This is a genomic window from Enterobacter sp. H2G27, from assembly GCF_054403075.1.
Genome location: NZ_JBSVSI010000001.1, coordinates 3,667,616 through 3,684,123 on the forward strand (window position 1 = coordinate 3,667,616; position 16,508 = coordinate 3,684,123).

General features: G+C 60.4%; 14 protein-coding genes. 6 read left to right on the forward strand and 8 right to left on the reverse strand.

Annotated features, from left to right (window positions below):
- Window positions 1-110: 110 nt before the first annotated feature.
- A complete protein-coding gene (locus ACW9E7_RS17415; protein ID WP_458728151.1) occupies window positions 111-1,631 on the reverse strand; it encodes a methyl-accepting chemotaxis protein in 1,521 nt (506 codons plus the stop codon).
- A gap of 436 nt (window positions 1,632-2,067) precedes the next feature.
- Between ACW9E7_RS17415 and ygjG the strand changes: the two genes are divergently transcribed.
- On the forward strand, window positions 2,068-3,447 hold the full coding sequence (ygjG, locus tag ACW9E7_RS17420) for a putrescine aminotransferase (RefSeq protein ID WP_458728152.1): 1,380 nt from the start codon (window positions 2,068-2,070) through the stop codon (window positions 3,445-3,447).
- 39 nt (window positions 3,448-3,486) lie between these two features.
- On the opposite strand, the gene ACW9E7_RS17425 is transcribed toward ygjG, so the two are convergent.
- The gene (locus ACW9E7_RS17425) at window positions 3,487-4,089 is read right to left on the reverse strand and encodes a helix-turn-helix domain-containing protein (protein ID WP_136195057.1); all 603 of its coding nucleotides are present in this window, start codon (window positions 4,087-4,089) and stop codon (window positions 3,487-3,489) included.
- A 42-nt stretch (window positions 4,090-4,131) separates the two neighbouring features.
- On the opposite strand from ACW9E7_RS17425, the gene ACW9E7_RS17430 reads away from it, so the two are divergent.
- Both ACW9E7_RS17430 and ACW9E7_RS17435 read left to right on the forward strand, forming a co-directional pair.
- Window positions 4,132-4,818 carry a B3/B4 domain-containing protein gene (locus ACW9E7_RS17430; RefSeq protein WP_458728153.1) on the forward strand — a complete coding sequence of 229 codons (687 nt, stop codon included), beginning with the start codon at window positions 4,132-4,134 and terminating at the stop codon, window positions 4,816-4,818.
- A gap of 12 nt (window positions 4,819-4,830) precedes the next feature.
- Window positions 4,831-5,679: a dihydrodipicolinate synthase family protein gene (locus tag ACW9E7_RS17435; protein ID WP_143345569.1), complete on the forward strand. Its 849-nt coding sequence runs from the start codon at window positions 4,831-4,833 to the stop codon at window positions 5,677-5,679.
- A gap of 54 nt (window positions 5,680-5,733) precedes the next feature.
- Here the strand turns inward: ACW9E7_RS17435 and lsrG are convergent, their stop codons facing one another.
- Genes lsrG through lsrA form a run of 6 tightly spaced genes read right to left on the reverse strand, consistent with a single transcriptional unit; the run spans window position 5,734 to window position 11,419 of the window.
- Window positions 5,734-6,027 (reverse strand): (4S)-4-hydroxy-5-phosphonooxypentane-2,3-dione isomerase, encoded by a 294-nt coding sequence (gene lsrG / locus ACW9E7_RS17440; RefSeq protein WP_111964924.1) that lies wholly within the window; start codon window positions 6,025-6,027, stop codon window positions 5,734-5,736.
- Window positions 6,024-6,911: a 3-hydroxy-5-phosphonooxypentane-2,4-dione thiolase gene (gene lsrF / locus ACW9E7_RS17445; protein ID WP_248174996.1), complete on the reverse strand. Its 888-nt coding sequence runs from the start codon at window positions 6,909-6,911 to the stop codon at window positions 6,024-6,026. Before lsrF ends, lsrG begins: the two co-directional genes overlap by 4 nt.
- 11 nt (window positions 6,912-6,922) lie before the next feature.
- Window positions 6,923-7,924, reverse strand: a complete 1,002-nt coding sequence (lsrB, locus tag ACW9E7_RS17450) for an autoinducer 2 ABC transporter substrate-binding protein LsrB (RefSeq protein WP_367896930.1) — start codon at window positions 7,922-7,924, stop codon at window positions 6,923-6,925.
- 1 nt (window position 7,925) lies between these two features.
- Complete coding sequence (gene lsrD, locus ACW9E7_RS17455) at window positions 7,926-8,903, reverse strand: autoinducer 2 ABC transporter permease LsrD (RefSeq protein WP_133295170.1); 978 nt, start codon at window positions 8,901-8,903, stop codon at window positions 7,926-7,928.
- A complete protein-coding gene (lsrC, locus tag ACW9E7_RS17460) occupies window positions 8,904-9,935 on the reverse strand; it encodes an autoinducer 2 ABC transporter permease LsrC (RefSeq protein ID WP_367896931.1) in 1,032 nt (343 codons plus the stop codon). It lies immediately after the preceding gene.
- On the reverse strand, window positions 9,932-11,419 hold the full coding sequence (gene lsrA, locus ACW9E7_RS17465) for an autoinducer 2 ABC transporter ATP-binding protein LsrA (RefSeq protein WP_367897315.1): 1,488 nt from the start codon (window positions 11,417-11,419) through the stop codon (window positions 9,932-9,934). The genes lsrC and lsrA overlap by 4 nt, the downstream gene beginning before the upstream one ends.
- 215 nt (window positions 11,420-11,634) lie before the next feature.
- Here lsrA and lsrR point away from each other — a divergent pair, with 215 nt between their 5' ends.
- The 3 genes from lsrR (at window position 11,635) to ACW9E7_RS17480 (ending at window position 16,465) form a co-directional block, all read left to right on the forward strand.
- Entirely contained in the window at window positions 11,635-12,606 is a 972-nt protein-coding gene (lsrR, locus tag ACW9E7_RS17470) for a transcriptional regulator LsrR (RefSeq protein ID WP_008503156.1), read from the forward strand.
- 33 nt (window positions 12,607-12,639) lie between these two features.
- On the forward strand, window positions 12,640-14,268 hold the full coding sequence (gene lsrK / locus ACW9E7_RS17475; protein ID WP_458728154.1) for an autoinducer-2 kinase: 1,629 nt from the start codon (window positions 12,640-12,642) through the stop codon (window positions 14,266-14,268).
- Window positions 14,269-14,443: 175 nt separating this feature from the next.
- Entirely contained in the window at window positions 14,444-16,465 is a 2,022-nt protein-coding gene (locus ACW9E7_RS17480; RefSeq protein ID WP_458728155.1) for an oxidoreductase, read from the forward strand.
- The last annotated feature ends 43 nt before the right edge of the window (window positions 16,466-16,508 follow it).

Consider the following 16,508-nt stretch of genomic DNA (forward strand, 5'->3'; position numbering starts at 1 on the left):
TAGTTATTTAATATTAGATTAACAATAAAATACATTAATAGTCACAAACAGAAAATAAAAAGCCGTTTATTCCTTACGAAATAAACGGCTTTTTTTGGAACATTACTGGCTCAATGAAGCACAGTCACCGCATCCTTGAGACGTCCGGCGCGATGCTTCACCATCGCAGAAATGTGTGCGCTCTCCTCGACCAGGTCGGCGTTTTTCTGCGTAATGCTGTCGAGTTCAGCCACCGCGCGGGTCAGCTCAGAGAGTCCGGTTGCCTGCTCGGAGGTCGCGTGGCTGATCTGGGCGATAAGCTGCGTCACGTTTTTCACCTGTACAACAATATCATCCATAGTACGGCCTGCGGCATGCACCTGCTCAGAGCCGGACTGCACCTTGCTGGCACTGGCATCAATGAGTTTACGAATATCATTCGCGGCACTGGCGCTGCGGCTGGCGAGATGGCGGACTTCGCCCGCGACCACGGCAAAACCTTTGCCCTGCTCGCCTGCCCTAGCCGCTTCAACCGCCGCGTTCAGCGCCAGAATATTGGTCTGGAAAGCGATGTCGTTAATCAGGGAGGTAATTGAGCCAATTCGCTGCGTGCTGTCGGCAATATCATCCATCGTTTTAACGACGGTCTGCATCGCATTGCCTCCTTTTGTCGCCGCGCTGCTCGCGGCCACGGAGAGTTTGTCCACCTCGGCGGCGGTTTCGGAGTTACTCTGAACGGACACGGCCATCTGGTTCATTGTCGCGACGGTCTGCTGCACGTTCGCCACGGTCTGACGGGTCCGATCGTTCAGATCTTCATTTCCCTGCGCCAGCCTGTCGCTGCCGTCGCGGACGCTAACCACCTGGCTCGACACGTCATTAATCAACCAGCGGCACATCAGGCCAAGCTGCCCTACCGCGCGCAGCGTCAGCCCCAGCTCGTCGCTGCGGTTCAGATGCTGCACGCTGTTGCGCTCACCGGTTGCGACCTTCAGCGCCTGTCGCGCCACATTCTCTACCGGGCGGACAATCTGTTGCTCAAAGAGCAGCGTCCCCAGCAGCATCACCACCGCAGCAGCAACGAGCGGCATCCACCCGGCGGAGGTCACCGCCAGGGTGGAGGCGAGTAGGGCAAAGAGCACCGCCATCACGCTGCGCACGCGCCAGCGCAGCGGCATAGCAGGCAGTTTGCCCAGCCAGCCTTTTCCAACCACCAGCCCCTTGTACACACGTTTCTTACAGCTCCCGTCGTTGAGCGCCCGGTAGAGCGGTTCCACGGTGGCAATCTCTTCCGCCGTGGCTTTGGTGCGAATGGACATATAGCCCGTGACCTGCCCGTGGCGCACCATCGGCACTGCGTTAGCACGCACCCAGTAGTGATCGCCGTTTTTGCGCCGGTTTTTGACAATCCCACTCCACGGTTCGCCCTGCTGCAGCGTGTACCACATATCGGCAAACGCGGCTTTTGGCATGTCGGGGTGGCGTACCAGGTTGTGCGGCTGGCCCGTCAGCTCATCAAGCTGGTAGCCGCTCACCTGCACAAAAGTGTCGTTGGCGTGAGTGATGTAGCTGTGGACGTCTGTGGTAGACATTAAGGTGGTGTCATCGTCCAGAGGATATTCATTCTGGGTGACATAGGTTGGAGAGGACATCGTGGGCATCCCTTGCAGGTTATTTGAATGTTAATTTTGTGGGTCAATGTTTTTTCGGCGGTAAACAATTTATCTTTAGTTGTTAAACTTGATGAAGATCGCAGATTTCACTTAAACCATACTTTTTGTGCGATTTTATAATTCATTGATTTCAAATACTTTCGTAAAGAAATTACCTATAAAGCATGACCAGTTAACGCCCACTTAAGTTGCACCGAATGCACTTCTTTAGTGCAGTTGCGCTTTTTCGCCCCCAATTATCCTTATCTGTCCTGTACCGCTAAATCCCGTTTCGGTTGCTTCGGCATGATTAAATATTGTGCAACATTATTTTAACCTGGCGTTTATCCCGATTTTCATTAAGGCATCTGAAGTGGCGTAATCCCTGCAATACTTAAACCAGTATCATGTGATACGCGATCCCCGGGAGCACATTTTGAACAGGTTACCTTCCAGCGCCTCGGCTCTTGCCTGTACCGCGCACGCATTGAATCTCATTGAGAAGCGAACGCTCGATCATGAGGAGATGAAACAACTTAACCGAGAGGTCATCGATTACTTTAAAGAGCACGTCAATCCAGGGTTTCTGGAGTATCGCAAATCTGTTACCGCCGGCGGGGATTACGGAGCCGTAGAGTGGCAAGCGGGGAGTCTTAACACGCTTGTCGACACCCAGGGACAGGAGTTTATCGATTGCCTTGGTGGTTTTGGTATCTTCAACGTGGGGCACCGTAATCCAGTTGTGGTTTCCGCCGTACAGAATCAACTTGCGAAACAACCTCTCCATAGCCAGGAACTGCTCGACCCGCTTCGCGCCATGCTCGCGAAAACGCTGGCGGCCTTAACGCCCGGCAAACTGAAATACAGCTTCTTTAGCAACAGCGGCACGGAATCGGTCGAAGCGGCGATAAAGCTCGCCAAAGCGTACCAGTCGCCGCGCGGGAAATTCACCTTTATCGCCACCAGCGGCGCGTTCCACGGAAAATCCCTGGGCGCACTGTCCGCTACCGCCAAATCCACCTTCCGCAAACCGTTTATGCCGCTGCTGCCGGGCTTCCGCCACGTGCCGTTCGGCGACATTAACGCCATGCGCACCGTGCTGAGTGAATGCCGTAAAACCGGCGATGACGTGGCGGCGGTGATCCTGGAGCCGATTCAGGGTGAAGGCGGCGTGATCCTCCCTCCGCAGGGCTATCTGCCTGCCGTGCGTCAGCTGTGCGATGAGTTTGGCGCGCTGCTGATCCTCGACGAAGTCCAGACCGGGATGGGGCGCACCGGCAAAATGTTTGCCTGCGAGCACGAGAACGTGCAGCCGGACATACTGTGTCTGGCGAAGGCGCTTGGCGGCGGCGTGATGCCGATTGGCGCGACGGTTGCTACGGAAGAGGTGTTCTCGGTGCTGTTCGACAACCCGTTCCTGCATACAACCACCTTTGGCGGTAACCCGCTGGCCTGCGCAGCGGCGCTGGCGACCATCAACGTGCTGCTGGAGCAAAACCTGCCCGCGCAGGCGGAGCAGAAAGGCGACATGCTGCTGGACGGCTTCCGTCAGCTAGGCCGGGAGTATCCGGATCTGGTGCAGGATGCGCGTGGTAAAGGGATGCTGCTGGCAATTGAGTTTGTCGACAACGAAATCGGCTACAGCTTTGCGAGCGAGATGTTCCGCCAGCGGGTGCTGGTGGCCGGAACGCTCAACAACTCGAAAACCATCCGCATTGAACCGCCGCTGACGCTGACGATTGAGCAGTGCGAGCAGGTGCTGAAAGCGGCGCGTAAAGCGCTGGCAGCGCTGCGGGTGAGCGTGGAAGAGGCGTAAAAAATCACCGGGCCTACAGGCGTTTGTAGGCCCGGTTTTTTAGCGGTGAAATTCCGCCACCGTCATGATGAAGCGAAGCACGGTATCGCCCTCATTGGCGTAGCCGTGCGCCGCTTCCGTTTTCGCCACAGCCGATGCGCCAGCGTTAACCTGGGTTACCGTCTCATCCACTGTCAGCGTTAAAACGCCTTCGTTCACGTGCAACAGCTCAAAGGTTCCCGCCGGGTGCCCCGGAGAGGTAAAACGCTCCCCCGGCTGCATCTCCCATTGCCATAACTCAATCATATCCGGGCCTGCCGTTCCCGCCAGCAGTCTGGCGCGTCCACCCTGTTCGCCCTGCCACAGCACCGGAATAGTCTCTTCTTCGATAACATGCACCAGCGGCTCGCTGGAGACGTTAACGATATCCGCCACTGAGATACCGAGCGCGGCAGCCAGTTTGCACAAGATGGCGATACTGGGGTTGGCTGCGCCCTTTTCGATCTCTACCAGCATGCCTTTGCTGACGCTTGCGCGGCGGGACAGCTCGTCCAGAGATAGCTTTTTCTCTTTGCGCCAGTTGCGTATGCGGTTCGCGACGGCCAGGCTTACCTGGGCAACATCGGCCCCGTGCGCAGTCATTATATTGACTTTATCAGTCATTGGTCACTACCATGGTATAAAACAGTCAATACAGGATTATTTATGTCTCTCGTTACGCCGTCAATAGACTCACGTCTTGCCGGGATTGCCCCAGGCTTTCGGGCGCTGAGCATTCTGGTTGAAGCTGCGCCAATTACCCACCCGGAGGTGGCGGCTGCCGCGCTGGCGCAGGCCTGCCAGCAGATGATTAATGATGATGTGCCCTGGGCTGATGCACACCTTTCAGGCTGGGATGAAGTGTTTAAAGCCTTCGGCGCGAAACCGAAACGCACGCCCTGCTCGGCATCCGCCCTGCGTAAGCGGGTCCTGAAAGATGGCTCGCTGCCGCCGCTGGATCCGGTGGTGGATATCTATAACGCGGTGAGTATTCGCTACGCCATTCCGGTCGGCGGAGAAAATCTCGCGGCTTATTCGGGTACGCCACGTCTGACGCTTGCCGAAGGCAGCGAGCCATTTGATACCTTCAAAGAGGGACAGCCGGTGGTGGAACATCCGGAACCGGGCGAGGTTATCTGGCGCGACGATACTGGCGTCACCTGCCGCCGCTGGAACTGGCGCCAGGGGATACGGACGCGCCTCGATAGCCAGGCGCAATCCATGTGGTTTATTCTTGAAAGCCTGCCGTCGATGCCGCTTGCGGCGCTGGAAGAGGCGGGAGATGAGCTGGTCAACAACCTGCAGCGGCTGATGCCGGGGGCCACGGCTCAGGTTCAGATGCTGACGCTGTAAGAGGACAACACGATGTTTTACGGGTTAAGCGCTTTTCCGTTAACGCCCCTGAAAGAGGGGACGTTTGACGAGCAATCCTTCATCAATCTTCTGCGCCCCGTGGTCGACGCTGGCGTGGATTCTCTGGGCATTCTCGGCTCAACGGGAAGCTATGCCTATCTGACCGTAGAAGAGCGCGGTCGGATCGCACGCTGCGCGGTGGCGCATGCTGATGATATTCCGGTCATCGTCAGCATTGGCGCACTCCGGCTGGACGATATACTGCGTCTGGCTGACGACGCGCAGGCGGCAGGTGTCTCCGGCGTGCTGATGGCCCCCGTGTCCTACCAGCGATTAACGGAAGACGAAGTGTTTAATCTCTATGAAACGGTGACCCGCCAGCTCTCCATACCGTTGTGCATTTACGATAATCCGGCCACCACCGGGTTTGCGTTTAGCGATGAATTGTTATTTTCCGTCGCGGCCCTGCCGAATGTGGGATCCATTAAGCTTGGTCGCGTGCCGGAAGACCTGTCGCAGGTACGCGCCCGTCTTCCTGAGACAGTCACGCTGGGCATCGCCGGCGACTGGCGAGCGGCCTCTGCCCTGCAGGCCGGGTTTGACGTCTGGTACTCGGTGCTCGGCGGATTGTTACCGCAAACAGCGCTGGCGATTGCCCGTTCGAAAGAGACTGCCCAATCCGAGCGGTTAGAGCCACTGTGGGAATTGTTCCGTCACTACGGCAGCTTACGGGTTATCGCGGCGGCGGCAGAGATGATGGGAAAAGTGGCTGCACCTGCGTTGCCGTTCCCGTTGCAGGCGGTTCAGGGTGAGCCGCGTGAAGCGCTCGCGAGATTACTTGCCCATCTGGAGCTGGTTTGAAAAATGCCGGGTGGCGCTGCGCTTACCCGGCCTACAACACTTTTATAACGCCTGTTACTCCGGCAACAACCCAACAAAGCTGCGCTTTTTACGCGGCTCCGACATCAGCTCCTCAAGCTTCTCCACGCACGCCAGATAGTGCGGGGTTTGCTTATGCGCCAGCACCGCCTCTTCGTCTTTATAGGCTTCGTAGATAAAGAACCGGGTTTTTACCCTCGGGTCCTGCAATACGTCAAAACGCAGGTTCCCCGGCTCCTGGATTGCGCCCTCGTGGTTGGCGCGAAACACTTCCAGAAACTCGTCTACCCGCTCGGGCTTAATGTTGATCTCTACCAGCGTCACGTTCATTTTGCTTCTCCCTGTTTCTCTTCCTGCCAGAACTGGAACGCATCGCGGGCATTCCAGCTCTCGTGAACCACTTTTTTCACCGCCTTGAGCATGGCGAGCGGCGCACTGGACTGGAAGATGTTGCGCCCCATGTCCACGCCGGATGCCCCCTGGTCGATCGCGCGCCAGCACATCTCCAGCGCCTCGTGCTCAGGAAGCTTTTTGCCCCCGGCGATGACGATCGGCACCGGGCAGCTGGCGGTCACTTTTTCAAAACCCTCATCCACGTAGTAGGTTTTGACGAACTGCGCCCCCATTTCGGCGGCGATGCGGCTGGCCAGCGAGAAATAGCGCGCGTCGCGCGCCATCTCTTTGCCGACGCCCGTCACCGCCAGCGTCGGCATGCCGTAGCGCGCCCCTGCATCGACAAGCTTGATGATGTTGTTGATCGACTGGTGCTCAAACTCGCTGCCGATGTACACCTGCGCCGCCACCGCGCAGACGTTCAGGCGCAGGGCATCTTCCATCGCCACCGCCACGCACTCGTTGGACAGTTCCCCCAGAATCGAGTTACCGCCGGAGGCGCGCAGCACCACCGGTTTGTTCGTCGCGGCGGGTACCTGGCTCCTGAGGATGCCGCGGGTACACATCAGCACGTCGGTTTCACCAAACAGCGGCGCGATGGAGAGATCGATACGCTCAAGGCCAGTGGTTGGCCCCTGAAAATAGCCGTGGTCAAAGGCCAGCATCACCGTGCGGTTGCTGTTTGGGTTAAAGATGCGCGCCAGCCGCGACTGCATACCCCAGTCCAGCGAGCCGCAGCCTTTCAGCGTGAACGGCACATTCTGCTGCGGCGTGCCGATGCCAAAATCCTTACCGTCTTTGATGTCGTCTAAATCAGCCATTTGCTCCCCCGTCAGAAATCGTATTTGCTGATGTTCTCTTTGGTGAACACCACCCGCTCCGGCAGCAGCACGATGCCGTTGCCCTTCGCCTCATACTGGTAGCCCTGCACGCTGTTCGGCTCGACCTTCAGCGCCCCGATGTTTTTTACGTCCACGCTGTCGCCGACGTTAAGATCGCCTTTTTTAAGCAAACGATCGGCGACATTGACCGCAATTTTGCCCTGTTGCACCACGTCCCACAGGCCGAAGGCCTTCACCGTGCCGCGCTCAACGTACGGGCGCATCACGTTCGGCGTGCTGAAGCCGACAATCGCCACCCCTTCCCGCTTCAGGTTTTCCGCCGCCTGCGCCGCGGCCGGCAGCGCGTTGGCGTCCGGGGCGATAATCGCATCCAGATCCGGGTAGGCTTTTAAGATCCCTTCGGCGGTTTGCAATGATTTGGTGGCGTCGTTATAGCCAAACTGGGTCGTTACGATCTGCCACTGGGGGTGATCTTTCTCGATTTTGGCCTTCGCCTCTTTCACCCACTGGTTCTGGTCGGTGACGGTGGGGCTTGAGTAGAAGAACGCCACTTTGGCATTCGGTTTGGTGACCTGCTTGCCCGCCATCTCCACCAGCAGGCCGCCCAGCTGTTCCGGCGTCCCCTGGTTGATGTAGATGCTGCGGCACTCCGGCCTGGTGTCGGAATCCCAGGTCAGGACCTTGACGCCGCGCTGCATCGCGCGCTTAAGCGCCGGACACAGCCCGTCCGGCGACACGGCGGAGACGATAATGGCGTTATAGCCCTGGTTGACGAAGTTATTGATGAGCTGCACCTGGCCGGAGACGCTCGGCTCGGTCGGGCCGTCGTAGGTCACGTCCACGCCAAGATCTTTCCCCGCCTCTTTCGCGCCGTTGCCGCCGCTGGTGAAGAAGCCAACGCCCACCAGCTTCGGGATAAAGGCAATGCGGTCCGCCGCCTGCGCCGAAGCGAAGCTGAGGGTCATTGCCAGGACGAGCAGTTTTGTTTTCATCTTACGCTCCGGATAGTTTTCTAAAGAGAGATCGCACCCATTCGCGGTGCAGACTCAGCGAACGTCCCATCACCACCACAACCAGCAGCGCCCCTGACAGCGCGCTCGACACCTGATTGGGGATACCGACCATCTGTAAACCCTGCTGGAGATACCCCACCAGCAGCGCCGCCAGCGCCGTACCGACAACCGAACCTGAACCGCCGTAGATATTGGCTCCGCCGAGCACGGCGGCGGTGAGCGCAGGCATCAGTAAATCGCGCCCCAGATCCGAACGCGCGGAGCCGAAATAGGAGACCATGACCAGCGCGGCAATCGCGGAGGCAACGCCCACCAGGCCGTACAGCGCGTAGGGCATGCCGTTCACCGACAGCGCCGCATAGCGTGCCGCACGCGGATTTTGGCCAATCAGGAACAGATGACGGCCAAAGCGCCCGCGGTGGGTAATGAGCCAGAAGAAGACGGTGATTACCGCGAACAAGACCAATGGGATCGGCAGGCCCAACACCGTGAGGTTAGCGAAGGCGGTAAAGCCGTCCGGGAAGCCGCCGATGCCCTCGTAGCCCGTGGCCCCCGCCATGCCGGAGAGCAGCAGCGCGCCGCCACCGTAGAGGTAGAGCGTGCCGAGGGTGATAACCAAAGGGCTGATGCCGGTGTAGTGGATCAGCGCCGCATTCACCAGCCCGCACAGCAGGCCGAGCAGCAGCGTCAGCGGAACGGCGACCGCCATCGGCCAGCCCGCCTGCATCATCACCCCCAACGCAATCGCGCACAGGCCGATGGTCGAGCCGAGGGAGATGTCGATCCCACCGCTGACGATCACCAGCGTAAGCGGCAGCGCCACAATGCCGATGCAGATGAAGTCGCTGGTGCTGAACAGCAGCATGTTGATATCGAGCATGCGCGGGTTGATGGCGCCAAAGAGCAGGATCTCCAGCACCAGCAAAATCAGCAGCGCGCTTTCCCAGTTAAGCCTCATTTACGCCACCTCTTTTTTACGTTTGGGAAAGGGGGTGACGTGCTTTCCCCCTTTGTTACCCGGCTGGAAACGACCGTACTTCAGCGCCCGCTGATGCCGCGCCAGCGCCTGGCGCAGACGCCCGTCGAGCACCAGCACGCCCAGCAGCACCAGCCCGGCGATAAAGTCGTTCCACCAGGCAGGAAGCCTGAACAGCACCAGCACGGTGTCGATTTGCGTCAGGAAGAACGCACCGAGCAACGCGCCGATCAGCGTGCCCGTGCCGCCCAGCAGTGAAATGCCACCGAGCACGCAGGCGGCGATGGCCTTCATCTCCAGCCCGCTGCCGGTCTGGTTGGGCACAAAGCCAATCTGCGCGGCAAAGACGATCCCGGCGCAGGCCGCCAGCATGCCGTTGAGGGTGAAGGCGATCATACGGGTGCGGTTCACCGCCACGCCCAGCTGGCGCGCGGCGGCAAGGTTATCCCCCACCGCGTAGAAATCACGCCCGAACGCGGTGCGCGACAGCGTCCACGCGCCTGTGGCCGCGATGGTCAACACCACCATGCCAAGGGGCGACACGCCGACAGCGGCAGGCTCAGAGAGGGATTTCAACCCCGGCGGCAGCCCTTCAATCCACTTTCCGCCCGTCCAGAGCAGCATCGCCCCGCGGTACAGCCCCAGCGTGCCGAGGGTCGCGACAATCGCCGGAATGCGCAGCCCCACCACCAGAAAACCGTTGAACGCCCCGGCCAGCGCCCCGATCGACAGTGCGAAGAGAATGGAAACGGGCAGGCTGTAGCCGCCGTTCAGCGCCACGCCGACGGCGATGGCGGACAGCCCGACCGTTGAACCGACGGACACGTCGATATTGCGGGTCAGCATTACCAGCGCCGCGCCGATGGCCAGCAGGATCAGGATCTGCGAGCTGGCGAAGATCATCCCCAGCGTCTGCAGGCTGAAGTAAGAGGGATTCAGCGCCACCAGCACGGCGAACAGCGCCAGAATGGCGAGAAACGCGCTCAGCTCGCGGTTTTTCAGTAAGGTCTTCATGATTGCCCTCCGAACGCCAGCGCCATCATCCTGTCGAGGCTGACGGCGTGGCGCGGCAGTTCGCCGCTGAGCACGCCCTGGTGCATCACCAGCACCCGGTCCGCGAGGCCCGGAAACTCATCGAGATCGCTTGAGATCATCAGCACCGCCACGTTCTGCGCCGCCACGCTTTTGATAAGCTGGTAGATATCGGCGCGCGCCGAGACGTCCACGCCGCGCGTCGGCTCGTCGACGATCAGCAATAACGGGTTGGCTTCCAGACAGCGTGCAAGCAGCACCTTCTGCTGGTTGCCGCCGGAGAGCGTGCGCACGGTTTGATCCGCATGGTTGAGCTTGATCCCCAGCGCTCGGTGATAGCGCTCCACCACCGCGGACTCTCTTTTCCGCTGCTGCCAGAGCGACGGCTCGTTCAGCGCCACGGTGTTCCAGCGGATCGGCGCGTCGAGGAACAGGCCGGACACCTGCCTGTCTTCCGGCAGGTAGACTAGCCCTTTTTCCAGGCGTGAACTTACCGGATCGCCGGCGATCTCCTGATTTTCCAGCCAGATGCGGCCCCCGCGCACCGGCCGCAGGCCATAAAGGGTTTCGGCAAATTCGGTGCGCCCGGATCCGACCAGCCCGGCCAGGCCGACGATCTCCCCGGCGTAGATCTCAAGGCTCAGATCGATAAACCCTTCTCCGGTCAGGTCCTCTACTCGCAGCACCGGAAAATCCTGCGGCTGGGTGCGGCGGTTGCCCGGCAGTGCCAGCCACAGCTTTTGCGTATCGCTCAGGGATTTCTCGCGGCTCACCGGCGTCATGGCGGCGATCAGTGCGCTATCGTCAAACTGCGCGGTTTCGCCGCTCAGCACCACCGCGCCGTCGCGCATCACCGAGACGTGGCTCGACAGCATGCGAATTTCCGGCAGCTTATGGGAGATAAACACGATCCCGACGCCGAGTGCCTGCAGGGCGCGGATCTGGCGGAACAGCCGTTCGGTTTCGCCCGGCGTGAGGGAGGCCGTGGGCTCGTCGAGGATCAGGATCCTGGCGTTGCGCATTAATCCGCGCAGGATCTCCACCATCTGCTGATCCGCCACTTCCAGGGTGCTGGCGGCGGCGTCGAGGTTGAACTTGCACTGCAGTTGCTCAAGCTTCTCCTCCAGCCGCTTTTCCCGATCGCGTTCGCGCGGCAGGCGGAACAGGATGTTTTCCCGCACCGTAAGGTTGGGGAACAGCAGCGGCTCCTGCGGCACCAGGTAAATGCCGAGCCTGTGCGCCTGCACGGGCGTCAGCCGCGCATATGACTGCCCCTCGACGGAAAGTTCACCGCTGTCCGGCGTCTCGACCCCGGCGATGATCTTCATCAGCGTCGATTTTCCCGCGCCGTTTCCGCCCATCAGCGCATGCACCTGGCCCACAAGCAGCGTGAAATCAATGCCTTTCAGAACCGGCACGCCTGAGAACTGCTTGCTGATATTCTTCGCGTCGAGAAGTGAGGTCATCATCGCTCCGCTATTGAACAAATGATTTTTAGATTCAATAATGTTCAAAAGCGTAGACGGTGAACTATATTTACAACCGTGCAGGGATCACAGTTTTATCGATTGAGATTCAGATAAACCAGAAACGATCGAAATGATCCGTTTTGTCGCGTGGCTCACACTTTCCCTCCGCGTCATAACGAACATATGATCTAAATTTTTATAAGAGTTCAACTATGAGCGATAAACGCACTGCGGAAGAAGGACGGTTTGCCGGGCTGGCGCTGGCGGAAGAGGAGCTGGTGGCGCGCGTAGCCTGGTGCTACTACCACGACGGGCTGACCCAGAACGATATCGGAGAGCGGCTCGGGCTGCCGCGTTTGAAGATTTCTCGCCTGCTGGAAAAAGGCCGTCAGTCAGGGGTGATCCGCGTGCAGATCAACTCCCGCTACGAGGGCTGCCTGTCGCTGGAAACCGAGCTACAGCAGCGCTTTGGTCTGAAGCTGGTGCGCGTGATGCCTGCCTTAAATACGCCGCCGATGAACGTGCGGCTGGGCATTGGCGCAGCGCAGTCGCTGATGGGCGTGCTGGAACCCGGCCAGCTGCTGGCAGTGGGGTTCGGTGAAACCACCATGAGCAGCCTGCAGCACCTGAGCGGCTTTATCAGCTCGCAGCAGATCCGCCTCGTGACGCTCTCCGGCGGCGTCGGGCCATATATGACCGGTATCGGACAGCTGGACGCGGCCTGCAGCGTCAGCATGATCCCCGCCCCGCTTCGCGTGTCATCCGCCGAGGTGGCCGGGATCTTAAAGCGCGAAACCAGCGTGCGGGACGTGATCCTCGCCGCTACCGCCGCCGACGTCGCGGTGGTTGGCATTGGTTCAGTGAACCAGCGCCGTGATGCCACCATCCTGCGCTCCGGCTACATCAGCGAAGGTGAACAGCTGATGTACGCCCGCAAAGGGGCGGTCGGCGACATTCTCGGCTATTTCCTCAATGCCGAAGGCGAATGCGTTGAGGAGCTGGAGATCCATAAAGAATTACTCGGCGTCTCGCTCGATGAGCTGGCGCAGCTGCCCACCATCGTTGGCGTGGCCGGAGGGGAAGAGAAAGCCGATGCGATTTATGCCGCACTGAAGGGTCGACGTATCAATGGCCTGGTGACGGAGGAGACGACAGCCCGCGCGGTGCTGGCTCTGGCCAAATGAGAGCCCGCCCTGCGCTAACAGCGAGGCAAGCTCATGAGTTACCTTTTAGCGTTAGATGCAGGGACAGGCAGCGTTCGCGCCGTTATTTTCGATTTACAGGGCAACCAGATTGCCGTCGGCCAGGCCGAGTGGAAGCACCTGAGCGTGGAAAACGTGCCGGGGTCGATGGAGTTCGACCTCGATACCAACTGGCAGCTGGCCTGCCGGTGCATTCATCAGGCGCTGAAGCGCGCGAATCTGGGCGCGGCGGATATTCAGTCCGTCGCCTGCTGCTCGATGCGCGAAGGGATCGTGCTGTATGACCGCAACGGCGAGGCCATCTGGGCCTGCGCTAACGTCGACGCCCGCGCCAGCCGCGAAGTGGCCGAACTCAAAGAGATCCACGATGACCGTTTTGAATCCGAAGTGTATGAGGTTTCTGGCCAGACGCTGGCGCTGAGCGCCATGCCGCGCCTGCTGTGGCTGGCGCACCATCGTCCGGATATTTACCGCAGCGCCGCGACCATCACCATGATCAGCGACTGGCTGGCGGCGAAGCTCTCCGGCGAGCTGGCGGTCGACCCGTCTAACGCGGGCACCACCGGCATGCTGGATCTGTTTTCCCGCGACTGGCGTCCGGCGCTTCTCGACATGGCCGGGCTGCGCGCCGATATCCTCTCCCCGGTGAAAGAGACCGGTACCGTACTGGGTGCCATCACCCATGAAGCCGCGCAGCAGAGCGGCCTGCGCGAAGGCACGCCGGTAGTGATGGGCGGCGGCGACGTACAGCTGGGCTGTCTGGGGCTGGGCGTGGTTCGCGCCGGACAAACGGCGGTGCTGGGCGGTACCTTCTGGCAGCAGGTGGTCAACCTGCCGCAGGTGCGCACCGATCCTGAGATGAACATCCGCGTGAACCCGCACGTCATTCCCGGCATGGCGCAGGCGGAGTCGATCAGCTTCTTTACCGGGCTGACCATGCGCTGGTTCCGCGACGCCTTCTGCGCGGAGGAAAAGCTGATTGCCGAGCGGATGGGGATGGACACCTACTCCCTGCTGGAAGAGATGGCGAGCCGCGTGCCGGCGGGTTCCCACGGGGTGATGCCGATCTTCTCCGACGCGATGCATTTTAAGCAGTGGTACCACGCCGCGCCGTCGTTTATTAACCTCTCCATCGACCCGGAAAAATGCAACAAAGCGACGCTGTTCCGCGCCCTGGAGGAGAACGCGGCGATCGTCTCGGCCTGCAACCTGGCGCAGATTTCGCGCTTCTCCGGCGTAACGTTTGAAAGCCTGGTGTTTGCGGGCGGCGGTTCCAAAGGCGCGCTGTGGAGCCAGATTTTAAGCGACGTCACCGGGCTGCCGGTGCGCGTGCCGGAAGTGAAAGAGGCGACGGCGCTCGGCTGCGCGATTGCGGCAGGTGCTGGCGCGGGGCTGTTTGCCGATATGGCCTCGACGGGCGAACGGCTTGTGAAGTGGAGCCGCGAGTTCACGCCGAACCCGCAACACCGGGAGCTGTACGACGGCATGATGCAGAAATGGCAGGCGGTGTACGCCGACCAGCTCGGGCTGGTGGACAGCGGGCTGACGACCTCGATGTGGCAGGCTCCGGGGTTAGTAAAAACCCATACCCCTCACCCTGCCCCTCTCCCCATAGGGGAGAGGGAAAAAACCAGATCGAGCTGATTCTTTAAGGCCGCACCGGCCAGTCCCCTCTCCCCTCCGGGGAGAGGGTTAGGGTGAGGGGAAGTTCTTTGAGATCTATCACAATCATTCGATCCCGCTTTTACCTTTCCGCTGCCGCTGGCTAAATTAGTAACTCATCCGACCACATAACAATAATTTTACACTGGAAGAGACTATGAGCCGCTACCCGTCGTTATTTGCCCCCCTCGATCTGGGGTTTACCACCCTTAAAAACCGCGTGTTGATGGGCTCGATGCACACCGGGCTGGAGGAGCATCCGGACGGGGCCGAGCGTCTGGCGGCCTTCTATGCCGAACGCGCCCGCCACGGGGTGGCGCTGATCGTCACCGGCGGCGTGGCTCCTGCCCCTTCCGGCGTGGGCATGGAGGGCGGCGCGGTGCTGAACGATGCGTCGCAGCTGCCGCACCACCGCATTGTGACCGACGCGGTGCACAGCGAGGGCGGTAAAATCGCCCTGCAAATCCTGCACACCGGACGCTACAGCTACCAGCCTAACCTGGTCGCACCGTCGGCCATTCAGGCGCCGATCAACCGCTTTAAACCTCACGCCCTCACCCACGACGAGATCCTGGCGCTGATCGACGACTTTGCCCGCTGCGCGGCGCTGGCGCGTGAGGCGGGCTACGACGGCGTGGAGGTAATGGGCTCAGAAGGCTATCTGATTAACGAGTTCCTCGCGGCCCGCACCAACCAGCGCGACGACGAATGGGGCGGCGACTATGCCCGCCGGATGCGCTTTGCTGTAGAAGTCGTGCGCGCCGTGCGCGAACGTGCGGGCGCGGATTTTATTATCATCTTCCGCCTGTCGATGCTCGACCTGGTGGAGGGCGGCGGCACGTTTGACGAAACCGTGCAGCTGGCGCAGGCGATTGAAGCCGCAGGTGCGACGATTATCAACACAGGGATTGGCTGGCACGAGGCGCGCATTCCGACCATCGCCACGCCGGTGCCGCGCGCGGCGTTCAGCTGGGTAACGCGCAGGCTGAAAGGGAAAGTGTCTGTTCCGCTGGTCACCACCAACCGCATTAACGATCCGCGGGTGGCGGACGATGTGATTTCGCGCGGCGATGCCGACATGGTCTCGATGGCGCGCCCGTTCCTCGCCGATGCCGAACTGCTGTCCAAAGCGCAAAGCGACCGTGCGGATGAGATCAACACCTGCATCGGCTGTAATCAGGCATGCCTGGATCAGATCTTCGTCGGGAAAGTGACCTCCTGCCTCGTCAACCCGCGCGCCTGCCACGAAACCAAAATGCCGGTGATCCCGGCGACAGCGAAAAAACGCCTGGCGGTTGTCGGCGCAGGGCCTGCGGGCCTGGCGTTTGCGGTCAATGCCGCCTCGCGCGGGCACAGCGTGACGCTGTTTGATGCGCTGGGGGAGATTGGCGGGCAGTTTAATATCGCCAAACAGATCCCCGGCAAAGAGGAGTTCTACGAAACGCTGCGCTACTACCGCCGGATGATCGAGCTGACGGGCGTCGAGCTGCGGCTTAACAAGTTTGTCCACGCGGCGGATCTGACTGATTTCGATGAGGTGATCCTGGCGAGCGGGATCGTACCGCGCATGCCTGCGATCGAGGGTATCGATCATCCAAAAGTGCTGAGCTATCTCGACGTGCTGCGTGACAAAGTACCGGTTGGCGAGAAGGTGGCGATTATCGGCTGCGGCGGGATCGGCTTTGATACCGCCATGTATTTGAGCCAGCCGGGCGAGGCGACCAGCCAGAACATTGCCGAGTTTTGCGTCGAATGGGGCATTGATACCAGCCTCAGCCAGTCCGGTGGCCTGCGCCCGGAAGGGCCGCAGCTGCCGAAAAGCCCGCGCCAGATCGTGATGCTGCAGCGTAAGGCCAGCAAGCCGGGCGAAGGGCTGGGCAAAACGACCGGCTGGATCCACCGCGCCACCCTGCTCTCGCGCGGGGTGAAGATGATCCCGGCTGTCAGCTACCACAAGATCGACGACGAGGGGCTGCACGTCACGATCGGCGGCGAGCCGCAGCTGCTGCGCGTGGATCATGTCATTTTGTGCGCCGGGCAGGAGCCAAAGCGCGATCTGGCCGATCCGCTGCGCGAAGCCGGTAAAACGGTGCATCTGATTGGCGGGTGCGACGTGGCGATGGAGCTGGACGCGCGGCGCGCGATTGCGCAGGGGACGAAATTAGCTCTGGCGATCTAGGGCATTGCCCGGTGGCGCTGCGCTTACCGGGCCTACAAAACCG